This window comes from Anaerotaenia torta, assembly GCF_050433395.1.
GTDB lineage: Bacteria > Bacillota > Clostridia > Lachnospirales > Lachnospiraceae > Mobilitalea > Mobilitalea torta.
This window is the reverse complement of the sequence record NZ_JBNPXH010000009.1, coordinates 210,488-233,249: the sequence shown is the minus strand read 5'-3', so window position 1 is coordinate 233,249 and position 22,762 is coordinate 210,488. Positions and strand designations below refer to the sequence as shown.

General features: G+C 48.2%; 19 protein-coding genes. All 19 read left to right on the top strand.

From position 1 onward, the window contains the following. Nucleotides 1–209: 209 nt before the first annotated feature. The 19 genes from rlmN to ftsZ all read left to right on the top strand — a co-directional run bounded on the left by rlmN (nt 210) and on the right by ftsZ (nt 22,709). Nucleotides 210–1,250 (top strand): dual-specificity RNA methyltransferase RlmN, encoded by a 1,041-nt coding sequence (gene rlmN / locus HNQ56_RS15895; protein ID WP_429148295.1) that lies wholly within the window; start codon nt 210–212, stop codon nt 1,248–1,250. Between the two features lie 11 nt (nt 1,251–1,261). Continuing rightward, on the top strand, nt 1,262–1,981 hold the full coding sequence (locus HNQ56_RS15890) for a Stp1/IreP family PP2C-type Ser/Thr phosphatase (RefSeq protein WP_429148292.1): 720 nt from the start codon (nt 1,262–1,264) through the stop codon (nt 1,979–1,981). A gap of 17 nt (nt 1,982–1,998) precedes the next feature. Continuing rightward, a complete protein-coding gene (pknB, locus tag HNQ56_RS15885; RefSeq protein WP_429148289.1) occupies nt 1,999–4,152 on the top strand; it encodes a Stk1 family PASTA domain-containing Ser/Thr kinase in 2,154 nt (717 codons plus the stop codon). Nucleotide 4,153: 1 nt separating this feature from the next. Next, the gene (rsgA, locus tag HNQ56_RS15880; RefSeq protein ID WP_429148286.1) at nt 4,154–5,035 is read left to right on the top strand and encodes a ribosome small subunit-dependent GTPase A; all 882 of its coding nucleotides are present in this window, start codon (nt 4,154–4,156) and stop codon (nt 5,033–5,035) included. A gap of 152 nt (nt 5,036–5,187) precedes the next feature. Next, on the top strand, nt 5,188–5,853 hold the full coding sequence (gene rpe / locus HNQ56_RS15875) for a ribulose-phosphate 3-epimerase (RefSeq protein WP_429148283.1): 666 nt from the start codon (nt 5,188–5,190) through the stop codon (nt 5,851–5,853). Nucleotides 5,854–5,873: 20 nt separating this feature from the next. Next, a complete protein-coding gene (locus tag HNQ56_RS15870) occupies nt 5,874–6,539 on the top strand; it encodes a thiamine diphosphokinase (protein WP_429148280.1) in 666 nt (221 codons plus the stop codon). Nucleotides 6,540–6,608: 69 nt separating this feature from the next. Continuing rightward, nucleotides 6,609–7,706, top strand: a complete 1,098-nt coding sequence (gene ychF / locus HNQ56_RS15865) for a redox-regulated ATPase YchF (protein ID WP_429148277.1) — start codon at nt 6,609–6,611, stop codon at nt 7,704–7,706. A 69-nt stretch (nt 7,707–7,775) separates the two neighbouring features. Then, nucleotides 7,776–8,729: a prolipoprotein diacylglyceryl transferase gene (gene lgt / locus HNQ56_RS15860; RefSeq protein WP_429148274.1), complete on the top strand. Its 954-nt coding sequence runs from the start codon at nt 7,776–7,778 to the stop codon at nt 8,727–8,729. A gap of 302 nt (nt 8,730–9,031) precedes the next feature. Next, entirely contained in the window at nt 9,032–9,460 is a 429-nt protein-coding gene (gene mraZ / locus HNQ56_RS15855; RefSeq protein WP_429148271.1) for a division/cell wall cluster transcriptional repressor MraZ, read from the top strand. A 45-nt stretch (nt 9,461–9,505) separates the two neighbouring features. Further along, a complete protein-coding gene (gene rsmH / locus HNQ56_RS15850) occupies nt 9,506–10,438 on the top strand; it encodes a 16S rRNA (cytosine(1402)-N(4))-methyltransferase RsmH (protein ID WP_429148332.1) in 933 nt (310 codons plus the stop codon). Between the two features lie 193 nt (nt 10,439–10,631). Then, the gene (locus HNQ56_RS15845) at nt 10,632–11,111 is read left to right on the top strand and encodes a septum formation initiator family protein (protein WP_429148268.1); all 480 of its coding nucleotides are present in this window, start codon (nt 10,632–10,634) and stop codon (nt 11,109–11,111) included. A 106-nt stretch (nt 11,112–11,217) separates the two neighbouring features. Next, nucleotides 11,218–13,431: a peptidoglycan D,D-transpeptidase FtsI family protein gene (locus HNQ56_RS15840; RefSeq protein ID WP_429148265.1), complete on the top strand. Its 2,214-nt coding sequence runs from the start codon at nt 11,218–11,220 to the stop codon at nt 13,429–13,431. A 106-nt stretch (nt 13,432–13,537) separates the two neighbouring features. Next, a complete protein-coding gene (locus HNQ56_RS15835; RefSeq protein ID WP_429148262.1) occupies nt 13,538–15,487 on the top strand; it encodes a penicillin-binding transpeptidase domain-containing protein in 1,950 nt (649 codons plus the stop codon). Between the two features lie 75 nt (nt 15,488–15,562). Beyond that, nucleotides 15,563–16,531, top strand: a complete 969-nt coding sequence (gene mraY, locus HNQ56_RS15830) for a phospho-N-acetylmuramoyl-pentapeptide-transferase (protein WP_429148260.1) — start codon at nt 15,563–15,565, stop codon at nt 16,529–16,531. Nucleotides 16,532–16,557: 26 nt separating this feature from the next. Next, the gene (gene murD, locus HNQ56_RS15825; protein ID WP_429148257.1) at nt 16,558–17,934 is read left to right on the top strand and encodes a UDP-N-acetylmuramoyl-L-alanine--D-glutamate ligase; all 1,377 of its coding nucleotides are present in this window, start codon (nt 16,558–16,560) and stop codon (nt 17,932–17,934) included. Nucleotides 17,935–17,957: 23 nt separating this feature from the next. Further along, nucleotides 17,958–19,100 (top strand): FtsW/RodA/SpoVE family cell cycle protein, encoded by a 1,143-nt coding sequence (locus HNQ56_RS15820; protein WP_429148254.1) that lies wholly within the window; start codon nt 17,958–17,960, stop codon nt 19,098–19,100. A gap of 70 nt (nt 19,101–19,170) precedes the next feature. Next, nucleotides 19,171–20,442 (top strand): UDP-N-acetylglucosamine 1-carboxyvinyltransferase, encoded by a 1,272-nt coding sequence (murA, locus tag HNQ56_RS15815; RefSeq protein ID WP_429148251.1) that lies wholly within the window; start codon nt 19,171–19,173, stop codon nt 20,440–20,442. A gap of 23 nt (nt 20,443–20,465) precedes the next feature. Beyond that, on the top strand, nt 20,466–21,224 hold the full coding sequence (locus tag HNQ56_RS15810) for a cell division protein FtsQ/DivIB (RefSeq protein ID WP_429148249.1): 759 nt from the start codon (nt 20,466–20,468) through the stop codon (nt 21,222–21,224). A gap of 240 nt (nt 21,225–21,464) precedes the next feature. Continuing rightward, the gene (gene ftsZ / locus HNQ56_RS15805) at nt 21,465–22,709 is read left to right on the top strand and encodes a cell division protein FtsZ (protein ID WP_429148246.1); all 1,245 of its coding nucleotides are present in this window, start codon (nt 21,465–21,467) and stop codon (nt 22,707–22,709) included. Nucleotides 22,710–22,762 lie beyond the last annotated feature (53 nt).

Here is a 22,762-nt window from a genome sequence, read left to right as displayed (position 1 = left end):
AAAATTTCCGAGAAACTGAACCATGCGGTTTATGCCTGCTAAGTGCAAAGACCATGGGTGTCAGGCACCGGTTTATGTATGCATTGTGCAAAGGGCAGGCATGACCGGTTTATGTGATAAATGCAATATGCAATACATACAATGATTGATATAGGACAGGGTATGGAGAGCGCTGTGTCTGTCCGCAGGAAAGTGAAGCAGGTAGGAATATGGAGCATTATGATATAAAATCATTATATTTACCGGAGCTGGAGCAGGTGTTGAAAACCCTGGGCCAGCCGGCCTTTCGCAGCCGGCAGATTTATGAATGGCTGCATGAAAAGCTGGCAAAGGGCTATGAAGAGATGACGAATCTGCCCAAGGATCTCCGGTCCAGGCTGGAAGAGGCCTATCCCATCACTGTGCTGGAAGAGGTGGATGCCCTTCATTCCGAGACGGACGGAACGGTCAAGTATCTTTTTCGTCTTCCGGATAACAGGGTGATTGAAAGTGTGCTCATGAGGTATCATCACGGGAACAGTGTCTGTATCTCTTCCCAGGTTGGCTGCCGGATGGGGTGCAAATTCTGTGCCTCCACCATCGGAGGGCGGGAACGGGATCTGCTTCCTTCGGAAATGCTGGATCAGGTCTATCGGATTCAGGCGCTGTCAGGGGAGCGGGTGTCCAATGTGGTGGTTATGGGAACGGGAGAACCCCTGGATAATTATCCGAACCTGATCCGTTTTCTTCGGATTCTGACGGAGGAAGGGGGACTGAATATCAGTGCCCGGAACATCACCGTATCCACCTGCGGCATTCCGGACAAGATCCGTGAACTGGCGAAGGAAAAGCTGGCGGTTACCCTGGCTCTTTCCCTCCATGCGCCAAACAATGAGATCCGAAAGAAGCTGATGCCGGTTGCCGTGCAGTATGATCTGTCCCAGGTGCTGGATGCTTACCGCTATTATTATGAAGAGACAGGCAGGAGACTGACCTTTGAATATAGTCTGGTGGACGGAATCAACGATGAGGAGGAGCATGCCAGGGAGCTGGCCGGATTGATCCGGGGGATGAACTGCCATGTGAATTTGATTCCGGTAAACCCCATAAAGGAACGGAATTATCATAAATCAGAGAGCAGCAAAATACAAAAATTTAAAAATATACTTGAAAAAAATAGAATAAATGTTACTATTAGAAGAGAAATGGGCGCAGATATTGAGGCTGCCTGTGGGCAATTAAGGAAGAGCTATCTGGATTGCCAAAACTAGGAGGTGCAGGCTTGAAAGCATTTTCGATAACTGATATTGGAGAGCGACGGAGGATAAACCAGGATTATGTCTTTTGCAGTGAGGCTGCCGTAGGCAGCCTGCCCAATTTATTTATTGTGGCAGACGGCATGGGAGGGCATAACGCCGGTGATTATGCTTCAAGATACTGTGTTGAGTTTATTAAGCAGAAGGTCGGGGAGAGTGAGATAGAAGCACCGATTGCCTTAATTGAAGCCGCAATCAGGGAAGCAAATGACTCTCTTTGGAAGAAAGCACAGGAAGAAAGCGAGTTAGAGGGTATGGGGACCACTCTGGTGGTAGCCACCATATTTGATAAAGAACTGTACGTTGCCAACGTAGGTGACAGCAGGCTTTATGTGATTGGAAAAGAAATAAGGCAGATTACGGAGGACCACAGTCTGGTGGAGGCTATGGTGAAGACCGGAGAGCTGGATCGGAATGAGGCCCGGATGAATCCGAACAAAAATATTATTACCAGGGCAATCGGCGGAAACACCACGGTTGCGCCCGATTTTTTTGAAGTGAGCCTGGAAGAAGGAGACACGGTACTTATGTGCTCGGATGGTCTGACGAATATGTTGGAGGACGAGACGATAGAGCGGATCATCAAGGAAAATGAAGATCCCTCCGCTGCCGCAGAGACATTGGTGAGATGTGCCAATGAGAATGGCGGCAGGGACAATATTGCAATTATCATTATCAAAGTATGAAAACGAGGTGAAGGGACATGTTAAAACCCGGTATGGTTATCAGTGATCGCTATGAAATTGCAGATAAGGTGGGATCCGGCGGAATGGCTGATGTATATAAGGCCAGGGATCAGAGATTGAATCGGTTTGTAGCAATCAAGGTGTTGAAACCGGAATATTCAAGTGATAAAAGCTTTGTAAATAAATTCAGGGCAGAAGCTCAGTCGGCTGCGGGATTATCCCATCCCAATATTGTAAATGTATACGATGTAGGGGATGACGGCGGGTTACATTATATTGTGATGGAGATGGTGGAGGGAATTACCCTGAAGCGCTTCATTGAGCGGAAAGGCAAGCTGGAGATTAAGGAAGCGGTGGGAATTGGTATCCAGATCGCTCTGGGGATGGAGGCCGCACATGATAACCGGATTATCCATCGGGATATCAAGCCGCAGAACATAATTATTTCCCGTGACGGTAAGGTCAAGGTAACGGATTTTGGTATTGCAAAAGCAACTACCTCGAATACCATTACCTCCAATGCCATGGGTTCCGTACATTACCTCTCTCCCGAACAGGCCAGGGGCGGATACAGCGATGAGAAAAGCGATATTTACTCCCTGGGTGTCACTCTGTATGAGATGCTTTCCGGTAAGGTACCCTTTGCAGGAGATAATACGGTATCCGTTGCCCTGCTTCATATCCAGGGGGAAGCGATGCCGCTTCGGGAACTGGATCCGGAGATTCCGGTCAGCATTGATAAGATCGTTCAAAAATGTATGCAGAAACGCCCGGAGAGAAGATATCATACCGCTTCGGAACTGATTGCGGATTTAAAGAGGGCAATCTCCAATCCGGACGGCGAGTTTGTGCAGATACCCGCATTTGTATCCAGTGATTCACCGACCATTAACATATCCGATGATTTAAGCAAGATTAAAAACGGCGCCTATCTGGATGAGGACATCCGGGATACCAGAAACCATCAGACCAGGAAGCTGGCCGAGGAGGAAGAAGAGGATCTTGATACCGTAGATTCCAAGGTGGAGAAGCTTTTTCTGGTAGGCAGTATTGTGGCGGTTGTCATATTGGCGATTGCGATTATTGTGCTGGCAGTCTGGTTTATCTCCAAGACCAGATCCTCCGATCCGAAGGATCCGAATCCCCCGGTAAGCCTGACTCCTACGACGCAGGCAGATACCCCCACTCCGTCAGATGAGCCTTCCGAGGAGACCTACACGGTTCCCAATGTGTACAACCTGACCCGGGAGGATGCAGAGAAATCCATCCGAAGCAGGGCGGAAGATGCCTTGATTGTGGTTGTGGATGATTATTCCGATACCATTGAAGCGGGAAGGGTAATGAAGCAATATCCTCAGCCGGATAACGATGTGGTGAAAAACTCAGAGGTGCTGCTGACCATCAGCCTTGGGCCGGAGGAGCATGAGATTCCCAATGTCTACGGTTACAGCAAGGAGCTGGCGGATCAGAAGCTGAAGGAATTAGATCTGGTTATTACCTATGAAGAGAAGTACAGCGATGAGCTGGAGGCGGGCTATGTCATTGATACCGAGCCTAAGCGCCAGAGCTTTGTAGCAAAGGGATCACCCATCACCGTCTTTGTGAGCAAGGGGCCGGAGGTTGTTCTGGTAGAGGTCCCGGTGCTTGTTAAAATGACCGAGGATCAGGCGGCAGCCGCATTGACCGCGGTAGGTCTGGTGAAGGGGAATGTCTCCTATGCAAGCTCTGAGACCTATGATAAGGGACTGGTAACTTATCAGAGCAATACGGCAGGGCAGAAGGTGAACAAGGGAACTGCGGTTGATATTACACTCAGTTCGGGTCCTGCAAGTACACCCTCCATTACGCCCACAGAGTCCCCTGAAGATGTACCGGCAGGGCCGGGCAGCACCATGTATGAGGGCAGAGTTACCATTGACATCAATCCCTTTGAACACATGGACGAGGTAGGAGGGGAAATTGTATTGGAGATGGATCAGGGAGGCGAAGTTAGCAATATCTATGAAGGATATGTATCTATAGTGGAGTTCCCGCTGCCGGTTCCTGACATTGTAAGCAGCAGTTCCGAGCCTGCCATTGTACGGATGTATGTGAACGGTGAGCTGTTTATAGTACCCGGAGATACCCAGGCGGCAACCTGGACAGTGAAATTCACGGCTGTGGAGGAGTAGCTTGAAGGGAAAGATTGTCAAGGGTATTGCAGGTTTTTACTATGTCCATGTGCCGCAGGAGAATGCTGTTTACGAATGCAAGGCCAAAGGGTTATTTCGCAATCAGAATATTAAACCGCTTGTGGGCGATGATGTGGAAATTGACATTGGGAATCAACCGGAGGGTAAGGGTACCATAGTCCGGGTATTTCCCAGACAGAATGAATTGATACGGCCCGCTGTTGCTAATATTGACCAGGCAATAGTGATATTTGCAGCAGCGGAGCCTGATCCTAATTTGAATTTGCTGGATCGCTTTCTGATTATGATGCAGAAGCAACAGGTGGATACCGTGGTCTGCTTCAATAAGCTGGATCTGGCAGAGGGAAAAGAAATTGCGTTGCTGAGGGATACCTATCTGAGATGCGGTTATGAGACCGTATTTGCCAGTATGCACCGCAAAGAAGGAATTGCGGTTCTTTATGAGAAGATTAAGGGCAGAACCACCGTGCTGGCAGGTCCTTCCGGGGTGGGGAAGTCTACTTTTATTAATCTGATTCAGCCCCAGGCCGGGATGGAGACCGGAGTGGTAAGCGAGAAGATTAAAAGGGGAAAGCATACCACAAGGCATTCCGAGCTGATTTATGTGGAAGAGAATACCTATATTATGGACACGCCGGGGTTCAGTTCCTTATATATTAATGAGATTGACAAGGAAGAGCTGAAGAATTATTTTACGGAATTCCGGGATTATGAGGATGAATGTCGTTTTATCGGCTGCAACCATCTGAATGAACCTGGCTGCAAAGTGAAGGAGGCGCTGCAGGATGGGAAAATCAGCAGACTCCGGTATGAAAATTATGTTACTCTTTATGAAGAACGAAAGAACCAGAAGCGCTATTAAATTGTGAGCCTTGAACTGATTCACATGCTGTTTAAGTGCTTGTTACGGCGGTTCGGGTTCTTTTCTGTTATAAATTGACAAGAAAGATAAGGGGAATAGAAATAAACTGTGTGCGGCAAAAGGCATGGATATAAGAATGGAGGAAATACCATATGATACTGGCACCATCAATTTTAGCAGCTGATTTTAACAGGCTGGGAGAGCAGATAGGGATTGTAGAACAGGCAGGTGTGGAATATCTCCATATCGATGTGATGGACGGAACATTTGTTCCCAGCATCAGCTTTGGGATGCCGGTTATTGCTTCCATACGAAAAAATACAAAGCTTACTTTTGATGTCCATCTGATGATTGAGGAGCCCATCCGTTATCTGGAGGATTTTAAAAAAGCGGGGGCGGATATCATCACGGTTCATGCGGAGGCTTGTACTCATCTTCACCGGACAGTGTCAAGGATAAAGGAGCTTGGGATGAAAGCCGGCATATCGTTGAATCCTGCTTCTACTTTACATGGCTTAGAATATATTTTGCAGGATTTGGATATGGTACTGATTATGACGGTGAATCCGGGCTTTGGAGGACAGAAGCTGATCCCGGATACGCTGAGAAAGATTACAGAGCTTAAGAAGATGGCAGAAGATAGAGGCATTGCATTGGATATTGAGGTGGACGGCGGTATCAACCAGGAAAATGTTACCCTGGTGCTGGAAGCCGGAGCCAATGTAATTGTAGCCGGAACCGCTGTATTCGGAGGAGACATCAGAGCCAATATAGAAGGTTTCCGGCAGCAGTTTGATCACTTTCAGAAACGGCTGTAAAGAGGACTTAAGATAGGATTATGAGTATGAAGGAAAAGAGCAATAAGGTATTGATCATCACCGGCGGCAAGGTGGACGATGCGCTGCTTGTCAGGAGACAGAAGGAACAGGAATACTCTATGATTATTGCCGTTGACCATGGATTGGAGGCGGCTGACCGGCTGGGGATTGCCCCGGATTATATTGTGGGTGATTTTGATTCCGTTCCGGAGGCCACGCTTCAGAAGTATCGGGAGAAGGCAACACCCATGGAGGTCTTTCCCCGGGAAAAGGATAAGACGGATACCCAGATTGCAATCGAACTGGCGCTGATGCGCGGTGCGGAAGATATCGAGCTGATGGGAGCCACCGGAAGCAGGCTGGATCATACCCTGGCGAACCTGCATCTCTTGCTGCTGCCGCTGCAATTAAAGCGGGAGGCCTGCATTCTGGATGAGAATAATAAAATCTACTTAAAGGACACCAGTTTTCTTATTGAAAAGGGAAAGCAGTATGGAAACTATGTATCCCTGCTCCCTTTCAGCGGGAAGGTGGAAGGATTAACCCTGAAGGGCTTTCAATATCCCCTGGACGGCATTGTTCTGGAAGCGGGAGACAGCCTGGGAATCAGCAATGAGATTGTAGAGGAACAGGCGGCGGTGGAATTCTCTAAAGGAATTCTGCTGGTGATAGAATCTTTGGATTAGAGAGAAGACGATACCACGGACATTAGCGTTCATGGTTATCAATATATGAGATGAGGAAGGAAGACACCAATGAAATTAGGTATCGTAGGCCTACCCAATGTAGGCAAGAGCACACTTTTTAATTCTTTAACGAAGGCAGGGGCAGAATCGGCAAACTATCCCTTCTGTACCATTGACCCCAATATCGGTATTGTTCCGGTTCCGGATGAAAGACTGCAGGTGCTGGGAGACCTGTACCATTCTGAGAAAATTATAGCGGCAACCATAGAATTTGTGGATATTGCGGGACTGGTAAAGGGAGCTTCCAAAGGCGAAGGCCTTGGGAACCAGTTTCTCTCCAACATCCGGGAGGTGGATGCCATTGTACATGTGGTCCGCTGCTTTGAAGATTCCAATGTGATTCATGTTGACGGATCGGTCAATCCCATGCGGGATATTGAGACAATTAATCTGGAGCTGATTTTCTCCGACCTTGAGATTCTGGAACGGAGAATGTCCAAAACCATCAAAGGGGCCAAGAATGATAAATCCCTCGCCAAGGAGCTTCAGATGCAGGAGAGGCTGAAAGTGCTTCTGGAAGAAGGAAAAATGGCTAAGGCCTTTCAGACTCTGGACGATGAGGAGGAGGCGTGGCTGGAGGATTATAATCTTTTAACTGCCAAGCCGGTAATCTATGCGGCCAATGTGAAGGAGGAGGATCTGGCAGAGGATGGAGCGGGCAACCAGTATGTGGAGACGGTTCGCGGCATCGCCGGCCAGGAGAATTCCGAGGTGTTTGTAATCTGTGCCCAGATCGAGCAGGAAATTGCGGAGCTGGAAGAGGACGAGAAGCGCATGTTCCTGGAAGAACTGGGATTAAAGGAATCCGGTCTGGAGAAACTGATCAGAGCCAGCTATCATATTCTGGGCTTAATGAGCTTCCTGACCGCAGGGCCTAAGGAGACCAGGGCCTGGACCATCAAGATCGGCACCAAGGCACCCCAGGCGGCAGGAAAGATACATTCTGATTTTGAACGCGGGTTTATCCGAGCTGAAATTGTAAATTATCAAAATCTGATTGAATGCGGAAGCTATAATGCAGCCAAGGAAAAGGGCCTGGTTCGTTCGGAGGGCAAGGAATATGTGGTGCAGGACGGGGATGTAATCCTGTTCCGCTTCAATGTATAATTAAAATATTAGAAGCTGCGTATCATAATGGTATCCTGGCAGCGGACGGGAATCAGTGATAAATAGAAAGTGGTGAAGAAATTGCGTGCAATATTAGCTACGAATATTATTTTTCCCAATCTGGGGATAGAGCTGGAGAATGTAGGATCCGGGTTTGACATCTTTGGGTTTCGTATCACCTTTTATGCCATTGCGATCGCCATCGGAATGCTCTGTGGTTGGCTTCTGGCGGAACGAGTGGCAAAAGCCACGGGGCAGAATGCAGAGATTTACCTGGATTTTGCGTTGGTTGCCATAATTTCTTCTGTAATCGGAGCGCGGCTGTATTATGTGGTCTTTGCCTTTGAGGAGTTTGAAGACAGACCCTGGTCCATTCTCAACCTGAGAACCGGCGGACTTGCCATCTACGGAGGGATTATAGCAGGCGTGCTGGCGGCAATTATTTTTGCAAAGGTGAAGAAATATCCCTTCTGGCTGTTGGCGGATACCGCATGCATCGGATTGGTTACGGGGCAGATAATTGGACGCTGGGGTAATTTCTTCAACCGGGAGGCCTTTGGCAAATATACCGACGGGCTGCTGGCCATGCAGTTAAATGTTAAGGATGTGTCGAGAATCTATCGGAATACCATGTCGCTGACCGAGCTGGAGAAGATGTACCGGGGAAAGGAAGAGGTTCTGGAGCGTATTCTCGAAATAAGAAATAAGACGGTTACGGTGGGGGATGCGATATATATCCAGGTACATCCAACCTTCCTCTATGAGTCTGTATGGAACCTGGTGCTGCTGATTTTCCTGCTTCTCTATACAAAGCATAAGAAATTCGACGGAGAGATCATGCTCCTCTATCTGATTGGCTACGGTGCAGGCCGGGTCTGGGTGGAAGGGCTCCGCACGGACCAGCTGTTCCTTTGGGGAACCCCTTTTGCCGTCTCCCAAATATTATCCGCTTTTATTGTGGTTATTTGCCTGGTACTGCTGATTTATAAGAGAAAAAGGGCCAAGGTAAGATACAGGTTCTGAATTCAGGCGCATTAGGTCAAAATTCCTATAGGATGTATCCTGCCTATATATTGACACATTTTGTTCGATATTCTATAAAAATACCATATCTAGTAGAAAGTAATCGAAACAGCCCGCAAAGGCAGTACTTGTCAGTCTTTGCGGGCTATTTTTTTTGATTTCAGGCTTGATTAATTCCCCATTTTAATATAGAATAAAGCCATAAGTGGAGCAAAGTGGTGGGAAGTGGAGTGAAAACCCACAAAAGTGGGACAAGTTCCCCGAAATCACAGAGGCCCCATCTGAAGAGAAGGTGAAGCCGTATGTTCATGGGTGAATACGATCATTCCATCGATAGCAAGGGAAGGGTCATCATACCGTCGAAGTTCCGGGAGGGGCTGGGAGAAGAGTTTGTCATCACGATGGGTCTGGATGGCTGCTTATTTGCGTACCCGCAGGAAGAATGGCAGGCTTTCATCAATGAACTTTCGAAATTGCCGGGAACGAAGGAAGCAAGACAGCTTCAAAGATATTTTATGGCGAAGGCGGCTGCATGTGAAGTCGATAAACAGGGTAGAATACTAGTGCCAGGGAAGCTGCGGGAAAGTGCCGGATTGGATAAGGACATCGTTTTTGTGGGAGTACTGAATAAGATAGAGATCTGGAGCAGGGAACGCTGGGAGAACAATAACGATTATGATGATGTGGATGCTATCGCGGAGCATATGTCACAGTATGGCATCAGCTTCTAGGCGGACAAAATGTTAGTGCTGCCTATGGCAGGAATGGAGATTGATATGGCATTTGAGCATAAATCGGTGTTGTTGGAAGAAACAATAGAACATTTGAAGATAAAGCCCGAGGGAATCTATGCCGATGGAACCCTGGGCGGAGGGGGTCATTCCTTCGAGATTGCCAAACGGCTGACTACCGGAAGGCTCATCGGGATTGACCAGGATGAGGCGGCAATTCTGGCCGCGGGAGAACGCCTGGCACCGTATGGAGACCGGATAACGGTGGTCAGAAGCAATTACAGTGAGATGAAAGAGGTACTTCACGGCCTTGGGATTGACCGGGCGGACGGGATACTGTTGGATCTGGGAGTATCCTCCTACCAGCTGGATACACCGGAGAGGGGGTTTTCCTATAAGGAAGATGCTCCCCTGGACATGAGGATGGATACCCGTCAGGAGAAGACAGCAAGGGATATTGTGAACAATTACCCGGAGATGGAGCTGTACCGTATTATCCGGGATTACGGGGAGGACGGCTTTGCTAAGAATATAGCGAAGCATATCGTACGAATGAGAGAAGAGAAGCCCATCGAGACCACCTTTGAGCTGAATGAAGCGATTAAGGCGGCCATTCCGATGAAGCTGAGAGTGAACACGGGACACCCTTCAAAGAGAACCTTCCAGGCAATCAGAATTGAACTGAACCGGGAGCTGGAGGTACTTAAGGATACTCTGGAGGACATGATCGGGCTGTTGTCACCGGGAGGCAGGTTATGTATTATCACCTTCCATTCCCTGGAGGACCGGATTGTGAAATCCTGTTTTAAAACCAATGAAAATCCCTGTATTTGCCCGCCGAATTTTCCGGTGTGTGTATGCGGAAGGGTTTCTCAGGGAAGAGTAATATCGAGGAAGCCGATTCTTCCTTCGGCCGAAGAGCTGGAATACAATAAGCGCTCAAAAAGTGCAAAGCTCCGGGTATTTGAACGCAGCTGAGGGACGGTCTATTAACGGGAAGGAAGCCGGCGATGGAAAGCCGCCGGCGAAATCGGGCCAGGAAATGGGACAGGCATAATAATGAAAACGATATGGTTCGGCTTGTGGCAGGGAAGAAGACACGGTGCTCCCTCACACAGGATGGGATATATGACTGATTTTCATATGTGAGAGATAGAAAGGGGTTTCTGGCATGGAGGCGAATAAGAAACGATATCAATATGAGAATACGAGAGCGGTTTATGTGGATGGGAGTACGGCGAGGAGACTGAATCCGGCTCCGGATATCCGCAGGGAGGAAGAGCGCCAGGCTCCTTCCAGAAGGAAACAGGTGCATCATCAGCCGAAAGTATTTTCGGGGGTGAACTTTGCTTCCCTGCTGGTTCTGACCTGTGCAATTATTGTTACGGTTTATGTCTGTGTGGATTATCTGATGCTTCAGACTCAGGTGAGCCAGACGGAGAAAAATATCATTAAGGTGGAGCAGGAGATTAAGCGTCTGTCCGATGAGAATGCCGCGGCATTTGAAGCAATTGATTCTGCGGTGGATCTGGAATATGTCTACAAGGTTGCGGTGGAAAAGCTGGGAATGGTTTATCCCAATAATAATGAGATCATAACCTATAAAAGTGGTTTTAATAACTATGTGAGACAATATGAGGATATTCCCTGAAGGGGGATCGGATGGGGATCCCAAACGGATGTTGCACACAGGAATGATGAGGTATGCTGCAATGGAAAGAGCACAGGATAAAACAATTAAAAAATTTAATTCACGAATGCAAGCAAAACTATTGCTTGTATTTTGTGTTATTACTCTCCTGTTATTTGGACTGATGGGACGGCTGGTCTATATCATGCAGACCAGAGGTGACCAGTACACTAAGTCTGTATTGTCAAAACAAACTTATGTAAGCAAGGTGCTTCCCTACAAGAGAGGGGATATCACCGACCGGAACGGGACGGTGCTGGCCAGAAGCGAACTCCAGTACCGGTTGATTCTAAATCCCCGGCTGTTGCTGGAGGATAAGCAGGAGTGTATCGATGTGACACAGCTGGCTTTACAGGAAAGTTTCGCGGTTACCCAGGAAGAATTTAATAAGATACTGGAAGAAAAGTCCGATAAACAGTATGTGATTGTGCGCAAGAAGCTTAAGCATGAGGATGTGAAAAGCTTTGAAGCGAAGGTTGAGGCGCATAACAAAGTAAAAGGGAATAAAGCCATTTCCGGTGTGACCTTCGAGGAGGAATATGTGCGCAGTTATCCCTATGGTGCGCTGGCCTGTGATATTTTGGGATTTACCTCGGCGGATGATACGGGCTATTGGGGGATTGAAGAATACTATAACCGGGAATTGAATGGAACCAACGGAAGAGAATACGGGTATTATGATGCGGATCTGAATATAGAGCGGATTATTAAGAAGGCGGTTAATGGCAATACGGTAATCAGCACCATTGATGCCAATGCCCAGCGGATTATACAGAAGCATATTGCCCAGTTCAACAAGGATTTCGGCAGTCTGAGTATCGGCGTGCTGATTATGGATCCCAATAACGGAGAAATTATTGCAATGGCTTCGAATCAGGAGTATGATCTGAATAACCCCAGGAACCTGGAAGGCATTCTGTCGGAAACGGAGCTGGCCGGCATGTCCGAGGAAGAGAAGACCGAGGCTCTGAATGCCATGTGGAAGAATGATGTTATTACCAGCGGCTTTGAACCGGGTTCTACTTTTAAGCCGATTACCATTGCCGCGGGAATGGAAGAGGGGACCTTGTCCGAGGATGATCATTTCTTTTGTGACGGGTCGGAGAATATTCTTGGGGTTCCCATTGCCTGCAGCAACAAGCGCGGGCATGGCGATCTCAATCTGACCCAGACCTTGATGAAGTCCTGCAACGACGCCCTGATGCAGATTGTTGACAGGGAGGGGAGGGACATCTTCTACCGTTATCAGAACAGCTTTGGCTTTGGGAGAAAGACAGGTATTGATCTTCCGGGAGAAGGAACCGGCATTACCATGACGAAGGATGCCCTTAACCCGGTGGAGCTGGCAACCAACAGCTTCGGCCAGGGATTTACTGTTACCATGGTGCAGCTGGCGGCGGCCTATTCCTCTCTTGTAAACGGCGGATATTATTACCAACCCCATATTGTTAAGAAGATTGTGAATGCCAACGGTGCAACAGTGACGGAGACAGACAAGCTTCTGGTACGTCAGACGGTATCGGAGAAAACCTCCGATTTTATACAAAACGCGATGTATCTGACGGTGGAAGAAGGAACCGCACAAGGTGCCAAGGTAGAAGGCTATGCCGTAGGAGGCAAGACCGGTACAGCCCAGAAGCTTCCCCGTGCCGCCAAGACCTATGTGGTATCTTTTGTAGGCGCGGTTCCTGCCATTAATCCGGAAATAGTTATCTATGTGATGATTGATGAGCCTCAGAATGTGGAGAAACAGGCGGACAGCTCTATTGCCACAACCTTTGCCAGCAGAATTATGAAGGAATTGCTGCCGGCACTGGGCATTTATCCGGATGGTGAGATTGATTACCTGCTCCCCTCGGAAGAAAATACAGGTGAAAATGCGGGCAGTTCTCAAGGAGAGAATACCCAGGGAAATACATCGGGAGAAGGCAATACCCAGGGAGGCAGCTCTCAAGGAGGCGATACCCAGGGAAATACACCAGGAGAAGGCGGCTCTCAGGGCAGCAATGCCCAGGGGAATACATCAGGGGAAAACAACTCCCAGGGAGATAATTCGGGCGAGGGTACTCCTCAGGGGAATGCTTCCCCCGGGAATTCTTCCCCGGACGATGGAGCTTCCGAAACAGAGCCGTCGGATAATTCGGGAGAAGGACTGCCTTCAGAGGGTGAGACCGGCCTTCCGGAGGAAGAAGGAGAAGGAATTCCTGCAGAGGGAGGAACTCCGGGTGAGGAAGGAATCTCTTATGAGGATGAGTTCAATGCGGATGCTTTGAGCGATTAATACAGGTTATGGCCTCCTTTATCGGAATTGTTGAATAAACACAACTTGTTTGTAATAAAATGAAACGATAAGATATAAAGGTGATACCTTTCAAGGGTATGGGTATATGGCTAAAAACAGAACCTATCACAGAAGAAACGTATTGGTGGTGGTTACCGTTGTATTTCTCGCCGCCCTCATACTGGTTGGCCGGCTGGGATATCTGATGATAATGAAATCGGAGGATTATGCCGCCAGGGCAAAGGAGCTCCATGAACGGGAGCGGGCTATCAAGGCAGCGAGAGGAATTATCTATGATGCCAACGGGAAAGCAATTGCTACGAATAAGCCGGTTTGTACCATATCAGTAATTCATGCCCAGATAACCGATCCGGAGCGGGTAATTGCCCTTCTGTCCGCGGAATTGGGGTTAAGTGAAGAAAAAGTAAGAAAAAGAGTGGAGAAACGCTCCTCCATCGAAAGGATTAAATCCAATGTAGATAAGTCAATTGCAGATAAAATCAGAGAATACGATCTGGACGGGGTCATGGTGGATGAGGATTACAAGAGATATTATCCCTATGATTCCCTTGCCTCCAAGGTAATCGGCTTTACCGGAAGTGACAATCAGGGCATCATCGGCCTGGAGGTAAAATACGATGAAATCCTCAAAGGGATTGACGGAACCATACTCACTCTCACAACAGCCTATGGCGTGGAGATAGAGAATGCCGCAGAGGACCGGATCGAGCCTCAGCCCGGCAATGATCTGTATATCAGTCTGGATATGAACATCCAGCAATATGCTCAGCAGGCCGCTCTAAAGGTAATGGAGGCAAAGCAGGCCTCCAATGTAAAGCTGATCGTGATGAATCCCCAGAACGGTGAGCTGATGGCTATGGTAAATGTGCCGGAATTCAATCTGAATGATCCTTACACCCTTATTCAGGAGATCGCCGAGGAGTACCAGGGGCAGGTGCTGACCGACCAGAAGAAAAATGAACTGCTGAACGGGATGTGGCGGAATGCCTGTATCAGCGATACCTATGAACCGGGTTCCTCCTTTAAGATCATAACAGCCACCGCCGCGCTGGAGGAGCATGTGGTTAAGCTGACGGACCGGTTCTACTGTCCCGGCTACAAGAAAGTGGAGGATCGGATCATCCGCTGCCACAAGGCAGGGGGGCACGGAAGCCAGGATTTTGTGGAGGGAATAAAGAATTCCTGCAACCCTGTGTTCATGGAAATCGGAGCCAGGGTGGGTGTGGAAAAGATGTATGAGTATTTTAAGAAGCTGGGATTATTCCAGAAGACCGGGGTGGATCTGCCGGGAGAGGCTAACTCGATTATGCATAAACCCGACAAGGTAGGCGTGGTAGAGCTGGCAACCATATCCTTCGGCCAGTCTTTTCAGATTACCCCGCTGCAATTAATGGTGGCAACCAGCGCCGTGGTAAACGGAGGCACCCTTGTCACTCCCCATCTGGGAGTGGAAGTCCGGTCATCGGATGGGGGCAGGATATGGGCCCTGGATTACAAGACCAGCACACAGGCCGTATCAAAGGAGACCTCTGAGACCATGAAGGAGCTGCTGGAAGCGGTGGTTTCAGACGGAACAGGAAAGCGGGCCTATCTTCCGGGCTTTCGGATCGGAGGAAAGACGGCAACCTCGGAGAAGCTGCCCAGAAGCAGCAATCAATACATCTCCTCCTTCATAGGCTTTGCCCCTGCTGACAATCCCCAGGTAATTGCCATGGTATTGATTGAAGATCCGGTAGGAATTTATTACGGCGGCACCATCGCGGCACCGGTCATCGCATCCCTGTTTGACAATATACTTCCTTATCTGGGCATTGAGGAAAGATATTCGGAAGCGGAGATTGCCAAATACAATATCGGCACCTTCGAGATGCCGGATTTCTTAGGAAAGTCAAAGAAGGAAGTAAAAGATATGCTGAAGATCTATGATTTCGGAGAACTGTATTCCCTGGGCGAAGGGGAGACGGTAACAGAGCAGTTCCCGCTGTCAGGGGAAACGGTAAATAAGGACAGCGATCTAATCTTATATTTTGAATAAATACCAATGAATGATGCCAATTACTGGCGGATGGGATCAAAGGAAGACACAGCCCATCTAAGAATGGAGGACACTATGAATTTTTCTGAATTTAAAGTAATATTACCCGTAATCATCTCCTTCGGTGTATGTGCAATACTCTGTCCGCTGCTGATTCCCTTTTTGAAAAAGCTGAAATTCGGACAGTATATCCGGGAGGAAGGACCCAAATCACATCAGAAAAAATCCGGTACTCCAACCATGGGCGGAATTGTTATCGTACTCAGTATAGCAATCACCTGTTTACTATATATCAAGGATTATAAGGAGATCGTTCCGGTTTTATTTGTGACCATCGGTTTTGGTATTATTGGTTTTATGGATGATTATCTTAAGGTGGTCATGAAGAGAAATATGGGACTTCGGGCATGGCAAAAGCTGGTAGGGCAGATCCTGGTAACTGCGGTGTTTGGGTTTTATCTTGACCGCTATACAGAGATCGGAACACAGATGCTAATTCCCTTTTCCGGAGGAAAGTATCTGGATATCTCCTATTTGTTCGTCCCCTTCTTTCTGATCGTTGTTCTCGGAACGGTGAACGGTTCCAATTTTACAGATGGGCTGGACGGACTGGAATCCAGTGTCACCGTACTGATTGCCACCTTCTTTACGGTGGTTGCCATCGGATTGCAGAGCAATCTGTCTCCCATCACCGGCGCAGTAGCCGGAAGCCTGATGGCCTTCTTATTATATAATGTGTATCCCGCCAAGGTCTTCATGGGGGACACCGGCTCTCTGGCTCTGGGCGGTTTTGTGGCTGCGACGGCCTTCATGCTGCAGATGCCTTTGTTTATTATTTTAGTTGCTTTTATTTACCTGATGGAGATCATATCGGTAATCCTCCAGGTGGGTTATTTTAAATTAACCGGAGGCAGGCGTATCTTTAAAATGGCGCCGATCCACCATCATTTTGAATTGATGGGCTGGTCGGAGACCAGGGTAGTGGCGGTGTTTTCAATTATTACAGCGATTCTCTGTCTCATTGCACTCATGGGCATCAGCTAGACACAGAAGAAAGGCAAGGCTATTTTATGGAATTAAAGAATAAGAAGGTTCTGGTGTTCGGAGCAGGAAAAAGCGGTGTTTCCGCAACAAGACTGCTGCAGAAGCAGGAGGCGGATGTCATATTATATGATTCCAATACAGAGCTTACCTGTAAGAATTTTAAGGATCAATTCAATACGGAGCAGCATTTTACCCTGGTTACGGGAGAGCTTCCCGGGGAGGTGATTGCCTCTTTGGAGCTTATGGTAATCAGTCCGGGTGTGGCGCTGGAGCATCCCCAGGTAGTCAGAATCCAGGAAGCGAAAGTTCCGGTATGGGGAGAGATTGAACTTGCCTACCGTTATGCCAGGGGAAGGATCATAGGAATTACGGGGACTAACGGCAAGACCACCACCACGACCCTGGTAGGAGAGATCATGAACACCTTTTTTGACGATGTCCATGTGGTCGGCAATATTGGAAGCCCTTTCACTGACATCGCTATGGAGACGACGCCGGAATCTGTTTCCGTTATCGAGCTCTCCAGCTTTCAGCTGGAGACCATCCATGAATTCCGGCCGGATGTCAGCGCGATCTTGAACATCACCCCGGATCATCTGAACCGTCACCATACTATGGAGAATTATATTGCTATGAAGGAAAATATAGCAAAGAATCAGACCATGTCCCAGGTCTGTGTATTGAACTACGAAGATGAAATGCTGCGGGAGATGGCGGGAAGGCTGAACACCCGGATTATATTTTACAGCAGTCTCAGAAGGCTGGAGGAGGGGCTGTATCTGGAGGGTGAGGATATCTTCTACAGCACAGGGGGCCGCAGGGAGCTTGTGGTCAATACGGGCCAGCTGAAAGTGCTGGGCAGGCATATGTATGAGAATATGATGGCTGCTGTGGCAATGGCATTGTCTGTGGGTGTGCCCATGGATTTCATCCGCAGTGCCCTGATGAATTTCCGCGCGGTGGAACATCGGATCGAATATGTGGAAACCATTGATGGCGTAACCTATTATAATGACTCGAAGGGAACCAACCCCGACGCTTCCATCAAGGCGATTCAGGCAATGAGAACGCCGACCATAGTCATCGGAGGAGGCTATGATAAGGAGATCCCCTTTGACGGCTGGATTGAGGCCTTTGACGGGAAGGTAAAATGCCTTGTTCTCCTGGGGCAGACCAGGGATCAGATTGCCGAGACGGCAAGACGGCATGGTTTTCATAATATCATTATGGCGGAGAGCTTGCAGGAAGCGGTGCAAATCAGCACCGGGGCCGCACAGCCGGGGGATTCGGTTCTCCTGTCGCCCGCCTGTGCCAGCTGGGGCATGTTTGAGAATTATGAGCAGCGGGGCAATTTATTTAAAGAATACGTAAGGGCGTTAATGCCCGGAGCGAAGGAAATGTGACAGATTAAGTTGGGAGTGCGGATATGGCCAGAACAGCGGGAGAAGTGAATAAAAGAAAAATGCATAGCTATTATGATTACAGTCTGCTCTTTCTCATACTGTTTTTGGTATGTTTCGGACTGGTCATGATTTACAGCACCAGCTCCTATAATGCCCAGAGGACTCAGGGAGATGCCACCCACTATCTGCAAAGGCAGGCGCTGTTTGCAGGTGCGGGAATCCTGATTATGATCTTTGTGTCTAAGATTGATTACCGGGTTTATATTACGAAGCTGCCGGTGATTCGGCTGAGACCGGTGGTTATTCTGTATTTTCTGTGCGCCGCGCTGCAAATGTATGTTCTTATCTTCGGCCCGCTGATCAAGGGTTCCAGGCGCTGGATCGATCTGGGCCCCCTGGGGCGTTTTCAGCCCTCGGAGCTGACGAAGATCGCGGTCATTTTGTTTACTGCCTACATAGTGAATCTGGCTCCCAAGAAGCTGGATAAGTTCAGCGGATTTTTGCGTGTTGTGTTGTTTATTGCACCGCTGATGCTTTTAATTGTAGTAGAGAATTTCTCCACAGCCTTGATTGCAGGGATTATCATGGTTGCCATCTGCTTCGTTGCCAGCAGGAAGAAATTTTATTTTATTATTTCGGGAGCATTGCTGGCGGGGGTGGGAGCCGTCTTTATCATTCTGGAGCCTTACCGCTTTGAACGAATTGATATCTGGCTTAATGTGGAGACCCATCCCAAGGGCTATCAAATTCTTCAGGGGCTGTATGCCATTGCCTCCGGCGGTGTCTTTGGAAAGGGACTGGGAGAGAGTATGCAGAAGCTGGGATTTATTCCTGAATCCCATAACGATATGATATTCTCGGTGATTTGCGAGGAGCTGGGTCTTTTTGGGGCCTTCGCCCTAATTCTTCTTTTTCTGCTGCTGATCTGGCGCATCTTTATCATAGCCATTAATGCGGTGGATTTGTATGGAGGGTTAATTGCTACCGGTGTGCTGGCACATATTGCATTCCAGGTATTGATTAATATAGCGGTGGTAACGAGCACCATTCCCACCACGGGAATTCCACTGCCGTTTATCAGCTACGGAGGCAGCTCGGTTATGGTAATCCTCTTTGAGATGGGGATTGTACTGAGCGTATCCAATCAGATCAAAGGAGAGCGCTGAAGAGGAATTCACGCGGACAAGTCCGGAAACATATAGTGTAGTATATTTCCTACAGCGTCTGAGGTGTGCTATGTCAAGTATCGAGGTCATAGGCGGTAAGCAGTTAAAAGGTGAGCTTAACATACAAGGTTCAAAAAATGCAGCATTACCTGTAATTGCTGCTACTATTTTGAACAAGGGAACTACAGTACTGAAGAATTGTCCCAAAATACGGGATGTATGCCACATGGTGAACATACTGCGTGAGCTGGGATGTGCGGCTTATTGGGAGGGTAATACCCTTTATGTGGACAGCAGGGATTCCTTAGTCACCTCGGTTCCCGAGGAATTTGTTACGAAGATGCGAAGCTCCATTCTCTTCCTGGGCGCACTGCTGGGCAGGCACCATGAGGTTACCATTGCTTATCCGGGAGGCTGCTCCATTGGAAAGCGTCCCATTGATTATCATTTAAAAGCCATCGGGAAAATGAATGTGACCCAGAAATTCACCGGTGAGAATGAGAATATGATTCACTGTACCTCGCCCCGGATTCTCGGAAATGATATCTTCCTGGAATTTCCAAGCGTTGGGGCAACCCAGAATGTAATTCTGACCGCGGTGCTTTCCGAGGGTACCACCCGAATCTTCAATGCGGCCAGGGAGCCGGAGGTCATAGAGGTATGCCGGTATCTGAACAGTGCCGGAGCGAAGATCCGGGGTGAGGGCGGTGCCTTTATCGAGATCCGGGGAGTGGAAGCCCTCCATGATGTGGAGTTTGTCCTGTCCTCAGACCGGATTGTGGCAGGAACCTATATGGCGGCCATAGCCGGGGCGGGAGGGGAAGCCCTGTTGATCAATGCTCCTGCCGGACACCTGGAATCAACCATTCATACCTTGAGAGAGATCGGATGCGCCATTGATACCACGCAGGATACGATAAAGGTATGTATGAAAAAGAGAGCAAAGGCGCTGGATATGCTTAAGACCCAGCCCTATCCGGGATTTCCTACGGATATGCAGTCGCAGATGATGTCTGTGCTATGCCTGGCGGATGGGGAAAGCATCATTATGGAGGAGATTTTTGAATCGCGTTTTCAGACTGTGGAAGAGCTTCAGAAGATGGGAGCCCTGATCCGTATAGAGGATGAAAATAAAAAAGCAGTGATTACAGGAGTGAAGGAGCTTAAGGGGGCCACGGTAGAGGCCCGTGACCTGCGGGGGGGCGCCGCGCTGGTAATTGCCGGACTCTGTGCCCAGGGCACTACAATAATCCGGGACGCCACAAGCATAGAGCGGGGGTATGAGAATATCTGCCGGGATCTGGAGCTGCTGGGCGCGGAAATAAGATACTGCAGTGTATAGTCAAATACTATGGGAGCAACAGGATGAATCGAATACGTTCAAGAAATTCAAACAAGGTACTGGTGAGAATATGGAAAAGACTGTTCCTGCTGCTTCTGGTTCTTGGTATACCGGCCGCCGTGTTTCTCTCCGTCTTCCATATAGAGAAGCTGGAGGTGGTAGGCACGCAAAAATACACACAGGAACAGATTGCCGATGTTCTGATACAAACGAAGCCGGACACCAATTCCCTCTACTTATATTTAAAGCACCGGTATTTTACCGATGTCCGGCTGCCCTTTGTGGAGAAAATTGATCTTGTCATGAAGGATACGCATACGATTACTGTATATGTATATGAGAAAGCGGTAGCCGGATGCGTGGAGTTCATGGGAGAGTACATGTATTTTGACAAGGATGGAATCATTGTGGAGAGCTCCTCCAGGCAGCTGGAGGGCGTTCCCGTGGTGAAAGGACTGAAATTCAGCAGGATCATTCTCGGTGAGAAGATGATTCTTGGTGAAAAGATGAAGGATCGGAAGGACGAATTATTTGATGTCATTATTAATCTGACACAGCTGATCGGGAAGTTCGGACTTGAGGTAGATGCCATTTCCTTTAACAGCAGCTATGAAGTCACCCTGAATTGCGATGAAATCAAGGTACTGCTGGGCAAAAAAAACACTTATGATGAAGAGCTTTCCAGGCTGAAGGGTATTTTGGCAGAGGTGGAAGGCAGGGAACTGGTCATTGATATGAAGAAAGGTACCGATACCATTATCGGGAAGCCCAAGAAACCATGAGATCCAATAAAGTAAGTGAAATAAAATACAATTTTTTTTAAAATTATGCTTGATTATTTGGGAATTTAAAGATATCATATAAGGTAGGATTATAGGATACCATAATTAGTAGTGAATAGAGAAAATATCCCATCATCATGTGGTTTTGGAAAGAAATTGAAGGAAGTGAAAATTGGAAGCAGAAAGCAATCATAATATTGTCTGGTCAAAATAGAGAATACAATGAAGGAGGAATTGACCTTGCTTGAGATAAGAACAAATGAGGCGGACACCACTGCAAAAATACTGGTAATTGGGGTAGGGGGAGCAGGGAATAACGCCGTTAATCGAATGATAGAAGAGAATATCCTCGGGGTTGAGTTTGTTTGTGTGAATACGGACAAGCAGCATCTGAAGAATTGCAAAGCCAATTTATGCATACAGATCGGTGAAAAGCTGACGAAGGGACTGGGAGCAGGAGCCCAGCCTGAGATTGGACAGAAGGCTGCGGAAGAGAGCAAGGAACAATTGGCGGAGATCATCAAAGGCTCCGATATGGTTTTTGTAACCTGCGGTATGGGCGGAGGAACCGGCACCGGTGCGGCTCCCGTAGTTGCCCAGATTGCAAAGGATATGGGAATTTTGACCGTAGGAATTGTAACCAAGCCTTTTAAATTTGAAGCGAAGACAAGGATGACCAATGCAGTTGCGGGAATTGACCGGCTGAAGGAGCATGTGGACACCTTGATTGTAATCCCCAATGATAAATTATTGGAAATCGTTGATCGGAGAACCACCATGCCGGATGCTCTGCGCAAGGCGGATGAGGTGCTTCAGCAGGGCGTTCAGGGTATCACGGATCTCATTAATGTTCCGGGCCTGATCAACCTGGACTTTGCCGATGTCCAGACGGTTATGAAGGACAAGGGTGTGGCTCACATCGGTATCGGTATGGGAGTCGGCGATGACAAGTGCATTGATGCCGTTAAACAGGCTATTACCAGTCCGCTGCTGGAGACAACCATCCAGGGAGCATCCCATGTCATCATCAATATTTCAGGAGATATCAGCCTGGTAGAGGCCAATGATGCAGCTACACTGGTGCAGGAGCTGGCAGGAGATTCAGCCAATATTATCTTTGGTGCCATGTTTGATGATGTGAATCCGGATACAGCAACCATTACCGTAATTGCCACCGGTCTGGATGCCAAATCCAGGGAGATGGTGAAGACCCCGGATTTCCTGAGAAGGCCCCAGAATAATTCAGGCGGCTTGAAGACCTCTCCCAAGCCGGAGTTTAATTTAAACAGACCGTATTCCTCCGGAAGCAGCTATGGGAACACGAATCAACACGGTTCACAGTTGTATTCCCCTCAGCCGGGCTATCTGGCAGAGCAGGGGCAGCGTCCGGTAAGCCAGCCCGCCAAGGCGCCGGCCAATACCAATACGGATCCCAGCGGAATTAAGATTCCTGAGTTCTTGCAGAAGAACCGCCACAATAAATAGAAAAATCTTAATACATAAGAGATTAAGGCTGTCAGATTATTTGTTAGTAAATA